This window comes from Rhizobium sp. NZLR10, assembly GCF_019685125.1.
GTDB lineage: Bacteria > Pseudomonadota > Alphaproteobacteria > Rhizobiales > Rhizobiaceae > Rhizobium.
Map to the genome: position 1 here is coordinate 46796 of NZ_JABDWE010000017.1, position 14276 is coordinate 61071.

At 59.5% G+C, this 14276-nt stretch carries 7 protein-coding genes; 1 reads left to right on the top strand and 6 read right to left on the bottom strand.

The features are described 5' to 3' along the window. From HJB82_RS23320 to HJB82_RS23330, 3 genes are all read right to left on the bottom strand, one after another. A partial coding sequence (locus tag HJB82_RS23320; RefSeq protein WP_221141594.1) for a M10 family metallopeptidase occupies nt 1-6547 on the bottom strand: 6547 nt, incomplete at its 3' end. A gap of 118 nt (nt 6548-6665) precedes the next feature. Further along, nucleotides 6666-8123, bottom strand: coding sequence for an HlyD family type I secretion periplasmic adaptor subunit (locus tag HJB82_RS23325; protein WP_221141596.1), 1458 nt, complete (start codon nt 8121-8123; stop codon nt 6666-6668). Further along, a complete protein-coding gene (locus HJB82_RS23330; protein ID WP_221141598.1) occupies nt 8120-10267 on the bottom strand; it encodes a type I secretion system permease/ATPase in 2148 nt (715 codons plus the stop codon). Before HJB82_RS23330 ends, HJB82_RS23325 begins: the two co-directional genes overlap by 4 nt. A gap of 238 nt (nt 10268-10505) precedes the next feature. On the opposite strand from HJB82_RS23330, the gene HJB82_RS32055 reads away from it, so the two are divergent. After that, the gene (locus tag HJB82_RS32055; protein WP_405049251.1) at nt 10506-10739 is read left to right on the top strand and encodes a transposase; all 234 of its coding nucleotides are present in this window, start codon (nt 10506-10508) and stop codon (nt 10737-10739) included. Here the strand turns inward: HJB82_RS32055 and HJB82_RS31715 are convergent. The 3 genes from HJB82_RS31715 to HJB82_RS23345 all read right to left on the bottom strand — a co-directional run bounded on the left by HJB82_RS31715 (nt 10712) and on the right by HJB82_RS23345 (nt 14267). Continuing rightward, nucleotides 10712-10840 carry a hypothetical protein gene (locus tag HJB82_RS31715; RefSeq protein WP_259671212.1) on the bottom strand — a complete coding sequence of 43 codons (129 nt, stop codon included), beginning with the start codon at nt 10838-10840 and terminating at the stop codon, nt 10712-10714. The genes HJB82_RS32055 and HJB82_RS31715 overlap by 28 nt on opposite strands. 191 nt (nt 10841-11031) lie before the next feature. After that, nucleotides 11032-12771, bottom strand: a complete 1740-nt coding sequence (gene araD, locus HJB82_RS23340; protein WP_221117688.1) for an L-arabinonate dehydratase — start codon at nt 12769-12771, stop codon at nt 11032-11034. A 62-nt stretch (nt 12772-12833) separates the two neighbouring features. Next, on the bottom strand, nt 12834-14267 hold the full coding sequence (locus tag HJB82_RS23345; RefSeq protein ID WP_221141600.1) for an aldehyde dehydrogenase family protein: 1434 nt from the start codon (nt 14265-14267) through the stop codon (nt 12834-12836). Nucleotides 14268-14276: the final 9 nt, after the last annotated feature.

The following is a 14276-nucleotide window of genomic DNA, read 5'->3' on the forward strand; positions in this document are numbered from 1 at the left end:
CCCCAGTGCCGGCAAAGCTCAGGTTCTCGACATTGTCGGCAAGCGTATAGCTCGCCAGGTTCGTGCGAACCGTGTCGATCCCATTATCGGCGGCTTCGGTGACGAGGTCGCCGGCATTGTCGACGATATAAGTGTCGTTGCCCGCACCACCGATCAAGGTGTCAGCACCTGCCCCGCCATTCAGCGTGTCAGTGCCGGCGCCGCCGGTGATCGTGTTGGCGAGCGCATTGCCGGTGCCGGTGAAGCTGGCAGATCCCGTATAGGTCAGGTTCTCGACATTGTTGCCGAGCGTATAGCTTGCAAGCGCCGTCTGGACCGTGTCCGTCCCTTCGTTCACATTCTCGATCACGATGTCGGTCGCAATATCGACCACATAGATGTCGTCACCCGTCCCGCCCAACATCGTGTCGGCACCAGACCCGCCGATCAAAGTGTCGTTGCCGCCAGCCCCCATGAGCTTGTCGGCAGCAACACCGCCCTTGAGGACGTTGTCGAGCGCATTGCCGGCACCGGTAAAGCTGGCGGATCCCGTATAGGTCAAGTTCTCGACATTGGCCCCCAGCGTGTAGGCGGCCAGATTCGTCAGCACTGTGTCGATACCCTCGTCGGCATTTTCGACGACGATATCACCGGTGGAGATGACATAGGTATCGTCGCCCGCACCGCCCTTGAGCGTGTCCACGCCCGCCCCTCCGGTGAGGATGTTGTTCAGCGCATTCCCTGTCCCGGTAAAGGCCACCGTGCCGATGTAGGTGAGGTTCTCGACATCGCTGCCAAGCGTATAGCTCGCCAGTGTCGTGCGAACCGTGTCGATCCCCGCCGCTTCGGTGACGATGTCGCCGGCATTGTCGACGATATAGGTGTCGTCGCCTGCACCGCCGATCAAGGTGTCAGCACCTGCCCCACCGTTCAGCACATCATTGCCGGCGCCGCCGGTGATGGTGTTGGCCAGCGCATTGCCGGTACCGGTGAAGCTGGCGGATCCCGTATAGGTCAGGTTCTCGACATTGGCCAATGCGGCAAGCGAGTAGGCTGCAAGCGCCGTGCGGATTTCGTCGGTGCCGGCACTGATCGCCTCGGTGATCACGTCGCTCGCACTGTCGACCACATAGATGTCGTTGCCAGCACCGCCGATCAGCGTGTCGTTGCCGGCGCCGCCGTCCAGAAGATCGTTGCCGGCGCCGCCGGTGATCGTGTTGGCGAGCGCATTGCCGGTGCCGGTGAAGCTGGCGGATCCCGTATAGGTCAGGTTCTCGACATTGACCAATGCAGCGATCGAGTAGGTCGCAAGCGCCGTGCGGATTTCGTCGGTGCCGGCACTGACCGCCTCGGTGATCACGTCGCTCGCACTGTCGACCACATAGATGTCGTTGCCAGCACCCCCGATCAGCGTGTCGTTGCCGGCGCCGCCGTCAAGCGTGTCGTTGCCGGCGCCCCCGGTGATCGTGTTGTCGAGCAGATTCCCTGTCCCGACAAAGGATACCGTGCCGATGTAGGTGAGGTTCTCGACATCGCTGCCAAGCGTATAGCTTGCCAGCGTCGTGCGAACCGTGTCGATCCCCTCATCGGCGGCTTCGGTGACGGTGTCGCCGGCATTGTCGACGATGTAGGTGTCGCTGCCCTCACCACCGATCAAGGTATCCGCACCTGCCGCGCCGTTCAGCACATCATTGCCGGCGCCGCCTGAAAGCGTATCGGTGGCAGCGCCACCCGTGATCGTGTTGTCGAGATTGTTGCCGGTACCAGCGAAAGTCCCAGTGCCGGCAAAGCTCAGGTTCTCGACATTGTCGGCAAGCGTATAGCTCGCCAGGTTCGTGCGAACCGTGTCGATCCCATTATCGGCGGCTTCGGTGACGAGGTCGCCGGCATTGTCGACGATATAAGTGTCGTTGCCCGCACCACCGATCAAGGTGTCAGCACCTGCCCCGCCATTCAGCGTGTCAGTGCCGGCGCCGCCGGTGATCGTGTTGGCGAGCGCATTGCCGGTGCCGGTGAAGCTGGCAGATCCCGTATAGGTCAGGTTCTCGACATTGTTGCCGAGCGTATAGCTTGCAAGCGCCGTCTGGACCGTGTCCGTCCCTTCGTTCACATTCTCGATCACGATGTCGGTCGCAATATCGACCACATAGATGTCGTCACCCGTCCCGCCCAACATCGTGTCGGCACCAGACCCGCCGATCAAAGTGTCGTTGCCGCCAGCCCCCATGAGCTTGTCGGCAGCAACACCGCCTATGATAATGTTGTCGAGCAGATTCCCTGTCCCGGCAAAGGCTGCCGTTCCGATGTAGGTGAGGTTCTCGACATTGGCCGCCAGTGTGTAGGCGGCCAGTGTCGTGCGAACCGTGTCGATCCCATTATCGGCGGCTTCGGTGACGAGGTCGCCGGCATTGTCGACGATATAAGTGTCGTTGCCCTCACCGCCGATCAAGCTGTCGGCGCCAGCCCCGCCATTCAGCGTATCGTTGCCGACACCGCCGGAAAGCGTATCGTTGGCAGCGCCGCCCATGATCGTGTTGTCGAGATCATTGCCTGTTCCGACAAAGGCTGCCGTGCCGATATAGGTGAGGTTCTCGAGGTCGCTGCCAAGCGTGTAGCTCGCCAGCGTCGTGCGAACCGTGTCGGTCCCCGCCGCGTCGGTGACGATGTCACCGGCATTGTCGACGATGTAGGTGTCGTCGCCTGCACCGCCAATTAGGGCGTCAGCGCCAGTTCCGCCATTCAGCGTATCGTTGCCGACACCGCCGGTGATCGTGTTGGCCAGCGCATTGCCGGTACCGGTGAAGCTGGCGGATCCCGTATAGGTCAGGTTCTCGACATTGGCCAATGCGGCGATCGAGTAGGCTGCAAGCGCCGTGCGGATTTCGTCGGTGCCGGCGCTGACCGCCTCGATGATCACGTCGCTCGCACTGTCGACCACATAGATGTCGTTGCCAGCACCGCCGATCAGCGTGTCGTTGCCGGCGCCACCGTCAAGCGTGTCATTGCCGGCGCCGCCGGTGATCGTGTTGGCAAGGCTGTTTCCAGTCCCAGCAAAAGCACCGGTGCCGATGAAGGTCAGGTTCTCGACATTGGCAATATTGGTCAAGGCATAGGAAGAAAGCACCGTCCTGATCAGATCGATCCCTTCATTCAGCCCTTCGGTGACCACGTCGGAAACATCGACAATATAGGTGTCGTTGCCCGCTCCGCCGATTAGTATGTCTGCTCCTGCCTTCCCGTCCAGGGTGTCGGCACCTGCCCCGCCCTTGATCGTGTTGGCGAGGCTATTGCCTGTTCCGATAAAAGTTCCCGTGCCGACAAAGCTCAGGTTCTCGACATTACTGCCAAGGGTTAGCCTTGCCAGTGTCGTGCGAACCGTATCGGTTCCCGCGCCGGTGTTCTCGGCAACGCTGTCGCCGGCATTGTCGACGATATAGATGTCGTCGCCCACCCCACCGATCAAGGTGTCCGAACCTGCCCCGCCATCCAGCGTGTCGTTGAAGGCGCCGCCGGTGATCTTGTTGGCAAGCGTATTGCCGGTGCCGGTGAAGTTGGCAGATCCCGTATAGGTCAAGTTCTCGACATTGGCCAATGCGGCGATCGAGTAGGCTGCAAGGGCCGTGCGGATTTCGTCGGTGCCGGCACTGACCGCCTCGTTGATCACGTCGCTCGCACTGTCGACGATGTAGATGTCGTTGCCAGCCCCCCCGATCAACGTGTCGTTGCCGGCGCCACCGTCAAGCGTGTCGTTGCCGGTGCCGCCGGTGATCGTGTTGGCAAGGCTGTTTCCAGTCCCAGCAAAAGCGCCGGTGCCGATGAAGGTCAGGTTCTCGACATTGGCAATATTGGTCAAGGCATAGGAAGAAAGCGCCGTCCTGATCAGATCGGTACCTTCATTCAGCCCTTCGGTGACCACGTCGGCAACGACATCGACAATATAGGTGTCGTTGCCCGCTCCGCCGATCAGTATGTCTGCTCCTGCCTTCCCGTCCAGGGTGTCGGCACCTGCCCCGCCCTTGATCGTGTTGGCGAGGCTATTGCCTGTTCCGATAAAAGTTCCCGTGCCGACAAAGCTCAGGTTCTCGACATTACTGCCAAGGGTATAGCTTGCCAGTGTCGTGCGAACCGTATCGGTTCCCGCGCCGGTGTTCTCGGCAACGCTGTCGCCGGCATTGTCGACGATATAGATGTCGTCGCCCACCCCACCGATCAAGGTGTCCGAACCTGCCCCGCCATCCAGCGTGTCGTTGAAGGCGCCGCCGGTGATCTTGTTGGCAAGCGTATTGCCGGTGCCGGTGAAGTTGGCAGATCCCGTATAGGTCAAGTTCTCGACATTGGCCAATGCGGCGATCGAGTAGGCTGCAAGGGCCGTGCGGATTTCGTCGGTGCCGGCACTGACCGCCTCGTTGATCACGTCGCTCGCACTGTCGACGATGTAGATGTCGTTGCCAGCCCCCCCGATCAACGTGTCGTTGCCGGCGCCACCGTCAAGCGTGTCGTTGCCGGTGCCGCCGGTGATCGTGTTGGCAAGGCTGTTTCCAGTCCCAGCAAAAGCGCCGGTGCCGATGAAGGTCAGGTTCTCGACATTGGCAATATTGGTCAAGGCATAGGAAGAAAGCGCCGTCCTGATCAGATCGGTACCTTCATTCAGCCCTTCGGTGACCACGTCGGCAACGACATCGACAATATAGGTGTCGTTGCCCGCTCCGCCGATCAGTATGTCTACTCCTGCCTTCCCGTCCAGGGTGTCGGCACCTGCCCCGCCCTTGATCGTGTTGGCGAGGCTATTGCCTGTTCCGATAAAAGTTCCCGTGCCGACAAAGCTCAGGTTCTCGACATTACTGCCAAGGGTATAGCTTGCCAGTGTCGTGCGAACCGTATCGGTTCCCGCGCCGGTGTTCTCGGCAACGCTGTCGCCGGCATTGTCGACGATATAGATGTCGTCGCCCACCCCACCGATCAAGGTGTCCGCACCTGCCCCGCCATCCAGCGTGTCGTTGAAGGCGCCGCCGGTGATCGTGTTGGCGAGCGCATTGCCGGTGCCGGTGAAGCTGGCGGATCCCGTATAGGTCAGGATCTCAACATTGTTGCTGAGCGTATAGCTTGCAAGCGCCGTCCGGACTGTGTCCGTCCCCTTGTTCGCACTCTCGATCACAAAATCGAAGCTATCGTCGACCACATAGATGTCGTTGCCGGCACCGCCAATCAGAATGTCGGAGCCTGCACCGCCGTCCAGCGTGTCGTTGCCGGCACCGCCGGTGATCGTGTTGGCGAGACCGCTTCCGGTTCCGCTAAAATCGCCGGTGCCGATGAAGGTCAGGTTTTCGACATTGGCGATGTTGGTCAAGGCGTAGGAAGAGAGCGACGTCCTGATCAGATCGGTCCCTTGATTCAGCGCCTCAGTCACCACGTCGGCCAGACTGTCGACATTATAGGTGTCGTTGCCTGTTCCGCCGATCAGTGTGTCATTGCCGGAACCGCCGGAAAGCGAATCATTTCCGGCATTGCCCCAGAGCGTATTATCCGCCTCGTTGCCGATAATCGTATCGTTGCCGGAGCCGGCCTGAACGTTCTCAATCAACGACGCGACATTGTCGTGATAAAGAAGAGCGTTGAAAATGTTGCCGCGGGCATAACCGTTATTCGGACCACCTCCCAGATAGGACAACTGGCCCTGTGAAAAAACCGAGTACCCCCCTGCTCGCAAGTCGATCCTGAGGCCGGTCGTATAGGCACTCAGATCATAGGTGTCGATACCGCCGCCGTCCCAGATTGTCGCGAAGATGCGGTTGGCAGCGGGCGTGATGGCCGCAACGCCGTTGACATAGGTGATGCCCTGGTTGGGATTCCACTTATAGACGGTATTGTCACTGTTCGTTGTGTAGTCCGCACCATACATTTCCTGTAGGGCGGCGATGTCGAGCATCATGAAGCTTTGTGGCGCGCCATCATGCTCATACTTGGCCCCACTCTCATCGTCTCCGATGAATGTGTGGTAGGTCATGACCGTATATTCGAGCGAATCGTAGGCGTCCGGAACGACTATTCCATTGAAATCACCCGCTTCATGGGCATGCTTCAGTCCGAGAGCGTGACCCAGCTCATGCGCCAGGGTATGACCCGCATAGTTGCCGAACCTCGGGAAACGATAATCATCTTCGGTGCCAGCATATCGCGTCCCGAACCAGACATCGCCACCCCGCCCATCGGCACCCGGTAAATAGGCCCCTGCCGTCGGAAGAGAGGGATCCGACGATTGAGCGAACCGCACCGTTGCGGTATCGGCGCTTCCGGCCTCAAAGTTGGCGTTAGTGAAGCCCTCGACGGAAAAGCCGTCGTTTGCCGCACTCCCGTAAGACTGCTCCATAAAGTACAAGGCGAGAGACTGCTGCTGCGACGAAATTGGAGTGAACGAATAGTATTTTTCGGGGCCATAGCTATACGATGACGAAGTCGTGGGAAACGCATAGGTTATCGTTCCGTCCCAGGCAAAGACGTCAAAAAGTCCGTCAACTTTATCATCGCCAGTCGTGCTGACGACCTTTATCGAAGTAACAAGATCCGTCATAAAATCCCCGTTTGCCTATTCCATTCGGCCGCGTCTACTGCCAGTTTCCCATTGCTCCATAAAAGGGGAAACTTCAACTAAAAGCTTCATTTATATTCAGGAAGGTTTGAAGGAGTCGCTAGCGCTCATGAAGCGCTTCCTCCGAGACCTCGACCAAAGGCGAAAACACGTATTCCAGAATCCTGCGCTCTCCCGTTCGAACCTCGGCAATTGCTGCCATGCCCGCACTTAACTTAACGTTACGGCCATCGGCTGAAATCTGATCGACCTCCAGACTCAAGGTGACCGGAAAGACCAGGTTCTGCATCCTTTCGGCGCCGCCGAATGGCGTCTGTGCCTGTCTTGTTGCAGGATCGCCTTCACGGCGTGCGGCATCGGGTTCCGGGATTGCATCTGCCGCAATTTTGGTGACTTGGGCCGCGATCGTTCCATAGCGGGTAAAAGGAAAAGCTTCGAGCTTTACGACAGCTTCTTGCCCGACCTTGATGAAGCCGATGTCCTTGTTCAAAGCGTAAACTTCGAGCTCCAGCGTACTGCCCTCGGGCACAACGCGCATAACGTCCTGCCCGACCGTCACCACTTGGCCCACGCTGGTAATCGAGGATGCTTGCACCGTGCCGTCTATTGGACTGCGCAATGTCATCTGCTCACGAAAATTTCTCGCTTTCGCCAGCCGCTGCTCCAACTCTTCGACCCGACGTTCCGCATCGCCGAGCCGCACCAGTTGATCGCTCAGGAATGTCCGCGTGACCTTGTCCTTTTCCCTGATAAAGACCTCGATGCCGGCCGCGGCATCTGCCAGCTGGCCTTCCTGCATGGCGAGCTGCGTCGCCTGCTCTTTCAAGGTTTGCGTCGCATCGATCACGCTCGCCATCGTGCCGGCCTCTTTCGAAGCCAGCATATTACGCATCGTCACTCGCTCTTTCAGGGTTTCGACCAGGGAGTTCTGAGCCGCGACCGTCACCGTCAGGCGGTCGCGCTCCACCTCCTTCTGGTGCTTCTGAGCATCAAGCGCGGCAACTGCAGCTTGGCGCTGTTCAAGGTCGCCCCGGAGGATACCCTCTTCACGGCCACGCAATTCATTGGGCACGCCTGCATCCCATGAGATCGTTGGCAGCGTCTGGTCCGTCTCCTGTGAGCGAACATAGTCCACTGCAGTTCTTCGGCGCCGGACCTCGGCCCTCACCGACGCGAGGCCCTTTGCCGCATCCGTCTCATCGGCAATGGCATCTGTCGGATCAAGTTCAAGGAGGATATCGCCGCTTTCGACGTGCGCGCCATTTGCTGGCGGAAGCGCCTTCACTTTCCCGGTCAGCAGGGGCTGAACAACCTTGACCCTGCCGGTCGGCTGAATCTTGCCTTGCGCGGCTGCGATAATGTCGATGTGGCCGACATAGGACCAGATTAAAGCCGTTGTGACGAAGGCGCAGATGATCAAGATCAGCGCCAGCCGCACCGGTGAGGGTGGGGTGTCCAGGATTTCGATCGCCGGCGCCAGAAACTCGTGATCGGATCGCTTTAGCGGGCGCGGCGGAAGGCCGGCATATCGAACGGCTTGGGCAGACTCGCTTTTCATGCGACGCCCCTGTCATTCTGCAAAGCCCATAGCCGCGCATAGAGCCCATCGGGGCGCTTAAGCAGCGCGTCATGGCTGCCAACTTCCGCTATGCGGCCGTCAGCCATGCCGATGATCCGATTGCAGGGCCGCACAGCTGCGAGCCGATGGGCGATGATAATAACCGTTCGGCCAGCGGCGATCTGGTGCATATTGGTCTGCACAACGCGTTCGCTTTCATAGTCGAGAGCGCTGGTCGCCTCATCGAAAATCAGGATCCGGGGGCTGGTGGCAAGGGCGCGGGCAATGGCGATCCTCTGACGTTGGCCGCCGGAGAGGTTGGCGCCGCGCTCTTCGATCATCGTGTCGTAGCCTTGCGGCAATCGCAAAATGAATTCTTCCGCCCCAGCGAGCTTGGCAACGGCAATAACCTGCGCACGATTCATAGCCGGGTTTGAGAAAGCGATATTGTCGTGGATCGTGCGGTTGAACAGCAGGTTCTCTTGAAGAACGACTCCTATGTGGCTTCGAAGCCAAGCGGGATCGAGTTGTGATAGATCCATCCCATCAAGAAGGACCTGCCCCTCTTCGGGGATATAAAGACGCTGAACCAGCTTGGCGAGCGTAGACTTTCCGGAGCCAGAGGCGCCGACGATACCGATGACCTCTCCGGGTTTGATTTCTAGCGATACACTTTTCAAGACCTCCGGAGAGCCGGGCCGGTAACGGAAGGTGACATTTCGAAGTTCAATATTCCCGCTCGGGGCAGGTAACGACAAACGTGAGCCTGGCTGACGTTCCATCGGCGTGTTCAGAATGTCACCGAGCCGGTCGACCGAGATTTGCACCTGCTGGAAATCCTGCCAGAGTTGGGACAGCCTTAAAACCGGTTGGGTCACCTGCCCGGCAATCATGTTGAAGGCGACAAGTGAGCCAACGGAAAGCTCCCCGTCGATAACGGCCTTGGCACCGAAAAGAAGAAGGGCAGCCGTGGAAAGCTTGCTCACATATTGAATGGCGTTTTGTCCGCCAATGCTAAGCAGTGTCGTATCGAAAGCCGTTCGCACGTAAGCTGCGAGCTTCTCCTCCCACTGCGCCTGCATCACCGGCTCCACCGCGGCGGATTTAACCGTGTGAACGCCGACGACCGCTTCGACTAGGAACTGCTGACTGGCCGCCCCTCGATTGAACTTCTCTTTCACGAATTCGCGCAGCGGCCGTCGAACCACAAATCCAATCAGGATGTAGATCGGGATGGCGGCAATGACAATCAGCGTCAAGCTCCAGGAATAAGCGAAAAGAACTGCGATGAATACAAAAGTGAAAATGACATCGAGTGCCGAAAACAGGCCCTGCCCTGTCAGAAATGCTCGGATCGTTTCAAGTTCTCGAACGCGGGCGACAGTCTGGCCGGCCGACCGCGTCTCGAAGTACGCCAGCGGCAGCCGCAGGAGATGGTGGAACAACCGCTGACCGAGTTCGACATCGATCCGGTTGGTCGTATGAGCCAATGCGTATGCTCTCAGGTATTGGAGCATAACATCGAAGAAGCCAATAATGGCGATGCCGGCGACAAGTACGAACAGGGTCGAATAAGCTTTGTGCGTCAGGACCTTGTCTACCACGACCTGAAAGAACAAAGGTGTGATGAGCGCAAAAATCTGCAAAAACAGCGAAGCAAGCAATACATGAGCAAGCGGCTTTCGATAGCGCCAGATTGATGGCAGAAACCACTTGAAGCCGAAGTCTCGCGGGTCGGATCCTTCACCTCTTATACGCCGTCCCACGAGAATAACACGCGCGTCGATTTCTTCTAATATATCTGAAGGCGTGATTTCCCGATCGACGCGCGTTATCGGATCGACAAGTCTGTACTTACCGGATGGATTCAACCCGCCGAGCACTTGAAAGGAGCCGCTGCGCACCTTGACTATGGCGGGGACGGGCATGACACGAAGGCGTTGCTCCGTGACGTTCTCCACAACACGCGCCTTCAGGCCGATGATTTTGGCTGCTCGCTGAATATCGGCGGCCTGGGAGGTCCGTCCTTTCAACGCCAAGTCGTGCTGCAACTGGGCCGGGTCGGCGGCAATTCGATAGAACCCAGCAATGCCGCACAGCGCACGAAGACCGGAGTCCAGATGCTGCGAAAGGGTGCCATCCATGCGCGGGAACTTTCCCCCTCAAGTTGCGGATTGTCGCAATTGCCGAACTCGTTCCGGCCGTTTGCCGAGATGTAGCTCACGCAGAAGTTTGGCACCATCGGGATTTTTGTGCTCGGTGTATTTTCGAAGTAGTGTGACTAATAAGTAGCAAATCCATGCTCCCGTGAGCGATGCATCGATCGTGAAGACGACACGGCTCGAAGCTGATTCAACATCATTCACAGCGAAGAGGTGGATGATGTCGCCTAGCCTTCAAGCGGGTGATGCCGTGGTCATCGACAACCTACCGACCCACAAGGCAGCAGGGATGCGAGATGCCATCGAGCGTGTAGGCGCCTACCCGATGGTCCTGCCGCCAGGTAGCCCTTACTTTAATACCATCGAGAACACATTCCCGACTTTGGAAACCATGATGCGAGCGCGGCCGAACAAAAGAGCGATGCTCTATGCCGGCGACAGCGGATCGTCATAACGCAGGGCATTGCCCTTCATCGCACCGAGAATACTCTTGCGTTCGTTTGTCCCGAGTGTCGGCGAAAGCACGGTAACTGCTCTGCCGCGCTTGGTGATCACGATGGATCCATTGTCGCTCTGCATTTGATCGATAAGGTTCAGGGACCTTGCCTCGAACTCGGCTGCGCCAACCGTCTTGGCATGACCACATATCCTCAACACTTGTAGGAATATCGGGCCATCTCTTCATCGTGTAAGGGCAAGAAAAAGGCGGGGTAATGCCCCGCCTTTCAATCTTGAAATTCGCCTTGTTAGTGGCTGTCCTTGCCGACAGCGTTTCCGCGACATCCCTTGAGAAAGTCGAGGTCGGCGCCGGTATCGGCCCCTTCGACATGCTGCTGATGCAGGAAGGCATAGCCTGATGTGGGCAGATCATGGTTCGGCTGCCATTCGGCCAGCCGCCGCGCCAATTCCTCGTCGGAAATGTCGAGATGCAGACGACGGTTCGGCACATCGAGCTCGATCATGTCACCGTTTTGCACGACCGCGAGCGGCCCGCCGACCGCCGCTTCCGGCGAGGTGTGCAGCACCACGGTACCATAGGCCGTTCCGGACATGCGGGCGTCGGAAATGCGCACCATGTCGAGGATGCCCTTCTTCAGCACCTTGGGCGGCAGCCCCATGTTGCCGACCTCGGCCATGCCTGGATAGCCCTTCGGCCCACAGTTCTTCATGACCATGATGCAGGTCTCGTCGATGTCGAGGTTGTCGTCGTTGATCTTCGCCTTGTAGTCGTCGATATCCTCGAACACCACAGCCCTGCCGCGATGCACTAACAGATGCGGCGAAGCGGCCGAAGGCTTCAACACGGCGCCCTTCGGTGCCAGATTGCCGCGCAGCACAACGATGCCGCCCGAAGAGGTCAGCGCCTTCTCAGCCGGCAGGATGACGTCCTCGTTCCAGTTGACGACGTCCTTGACCTCGTCCCAGACGGTTTCGCCGGAGACCGTCAGCGCATCCTTGTGCAGCAGGCCCGCCTCGCCGAGCCGCTTCAGCACCACCGGCAGGCCGCCGGCATAGAAGAACTCTTCCATCAGGTACTTGCCCGACGGCATCAGGTTGACGATGGTCGGGACGCCGCGGCCGCAGCGGTCCCAGTCGTCGAGCGAAAGATCGATGCCGACACGGCCGGCAATGGCGAGCAAGTGGATGACGGCGTTGGTCGATCCGCCGATCGCCGCATTGGTGCGGATGGCATTCTCGAAAGCTTCTTTCGTCATGATCTCGGAAGGCTTCAGGTCATCCTTGACCATCTGCACGATCCGACGGCCGGTCAGCTGCGCCATGACCTTGCGGCGGGAATCGACACCCGGGATCGCGGCATTTCCGGACAGCGCCATGCCGAGCGCCTCGGCCATGGAAGCCATGGTGGAGGCGGTACCCATCGTGTTGCAAGTGCCCGACGAACGGCTCATCGAGGCTTCCGCCTCAAGGAATTCGGCCTGCGTCATCTCGCCGGCCTTCACCATTTCGGAAAATTTCCACAGATGCGTGCCGGAGCCGACGCGTTCACCGCGGAAATAGCCGTTCAGCATCGGCCCGCCGGTGACGACGATCGAAGGCAGGTCGCAGGACGCAGCCCCCATGATAAGCGACGGTGTGGTCTTGTCGCAGCCGACCAGCAACACGCAGCCATCCATCGGCTGACCGCGGATTGCCTCCTCCACCGCCAGCGCGGCAAGGTTGCGGTACATCATCGCGGTCGGGCGGAAGGTATTTTCGGATGCCGAGAACACCGGCACCTCGAGCGGGAAGCCGCCGGCCTCCCAGACGCCCGCCTTCACCTTCTCGGCGAGCTCTCTCAGATGGCCGTTGCACGGGGTCATATCCGACCATGTGTTGAGGATGCCGATCACCGGCCGGCCGTCGAACAGGTCGTGCGGGTAACCCTGGTTCTTAAGCCAGCCGCGGTGGTAAATCACGTCGCGGCTCGTGCCGCCGTACCATTCCTGCGACCTCAGCCTGCGCGGCCATTCGGCTTTCTTCTTCATTGTCTCTGTCCTTCAGGTGATTGCCGGGCCGCCTCGTACGGCCCGGATCATCGCGCTTTGTTTTAAGCCAGCGTGTAGGCGGTTTTGACGGTTGTGTAGAATTCGCTCGCGTACTTGCCCTGCTCACGCGGGCCATAGGACGAGCCCTTGCGGCCGCCGAACGGCACATGGAAATCGACACCCGCCGTCGGCAGGTTGACCATCACCATGCCGGCCTCGGCATTGCGCTTGAAGTGCGTCGCATGTTTCAGGCTGGTCGTGGCGATGCCGGCCGAAAGGCCGAACGGCGTGTCGTTCGATGTTGCCAGGGCCTCATCGTAATCCTTGACCCGGATCACCGAGACCACAGGTCCGAAGATCTCTTCGCGCGAAATGCGCATCTGGTTGGTCGCTTCGGTAAACAGCGTCGGCTGCAGGTAGAAGCCGGGCGTGTCGCGGGAAACCACTTCACCGCCGAAGGCGAGTTTGGCGCCTTCCTTCTTGCCGATCTCGATATAGTCGGTATCGGTCTTCAGCTGCCGCTCATCGACGACTGGGCCGATATGAGTGCCTGCCTTCAGCGCATTGTCGACGACCAGCGTCTTCAGCTTGTCGGTCAAAGCAGCAACGAACTTGTCGTGGATGCCTTCGGTGACTATCAGGCGCGAGGATGCCGTGCAGCGCTGGCCAGTGGAGAAGAAGCCGGAATTGGCGGCGGCCTCGACGGCGACGGAAAGATCGGCATCATCGAGCACGACCATCGGGTTCTTGCCGCCCATCTCCAGCTGGAACTTGCGCTTATGCTCGATGGAAGCGGCGGCGACGCGGCGGCCGGTGCCGGTAGAACCGGTGAAGGTGATACCGTGAACGTCAGGGCTTTCGAGCATGGCCTGGCCGACGACCGAGCCCTTGCCCATGACGAGGTTCAGGACGCCCTTCGGCAGGCCGGCGCGGTTGAGGATGTCGACGATCGCCCAGGAACAGGCGGGCACCAGTTCGGCCGGCTTGAAGACGACGGTGTTGCCGTAGCAGAGTGCCGGCGCGATCTTCCAGGCGGGAATGGCGATCGGGAAGTTCCACGGCGTGATGATGCCGATGACCCCGAGCGCCTCGCGGGTGATCTCGACACCGATGTTCGGGCGCACCGACGGGATGACCTCGCCGGCCAGCCGCAGGGCTTCGCCTGCGAAGAATTCGAAGATCTGCGAAGCGCGGATGACTTCGCCGGTGGCTTCCGGCAGCGTCTTGCCTTCCTCGCGGGCAAGCAGCGCGCCCAGCTCGTCCTTGCGCGCCATGATCTCGTCGCCGGCCTTCTTCAGGATGACGTGGCGTTCCCAGATGCCGGAGCGCGACCAAGCCGGGAAAGCGGCCTTGGCGGCGGCGATGGCGTTCTTGGTGTCTTCGGCGCTGCCGTCGGCATAAAGGCCGACGACTTCGTTGGTATCCGACGGGTTGATGTTCTTCGTCGCGTTCGAGCCGACCCATTCGCCGGCGATCAGGTTTTGATAAATGGTCATGGGCTTAAC

Bases quoted from the DNA above. Each gene is read 5' to 3' on its own strand.
- HJB82_RS23325 (WP_221141596.1), bottom strand. From the start codon at position 8,123: ATGAAAAGCGAGTCTGCCCAAGCCGTTCGATATGCCGGCCTTCCGCCG.
- araD (WP_221117688.1), bottom strand. From the start codon at position 12,771: ATGAAGAAGAAAGCCGAATGGCCGCGCAGGCTGAGGTCGCAGGAATGG.
- HJB82_RS23330 (WP_221141598.1), bottom strand. From the start codon at position 10,267: ATGGATGGCACCCTTTCGCAGCATCTGGACTCCGGTCTTCGTGCGCTG.
- HJB82_RS32055 (WP_405049251.1), top strand. From the start codon at position 10,506: ATGTCGCCTAGCCTTCAAGCGGGTGATGCCGTGGTCATCGACAACCTA.
- HJB82_RS23345 (WP_221141600.1), bottom strand. From the start codon at position 14,267: ATGACCATTTATCAAAACCTGATCGCCGGCGAATGGGTCGGCTCGAAC.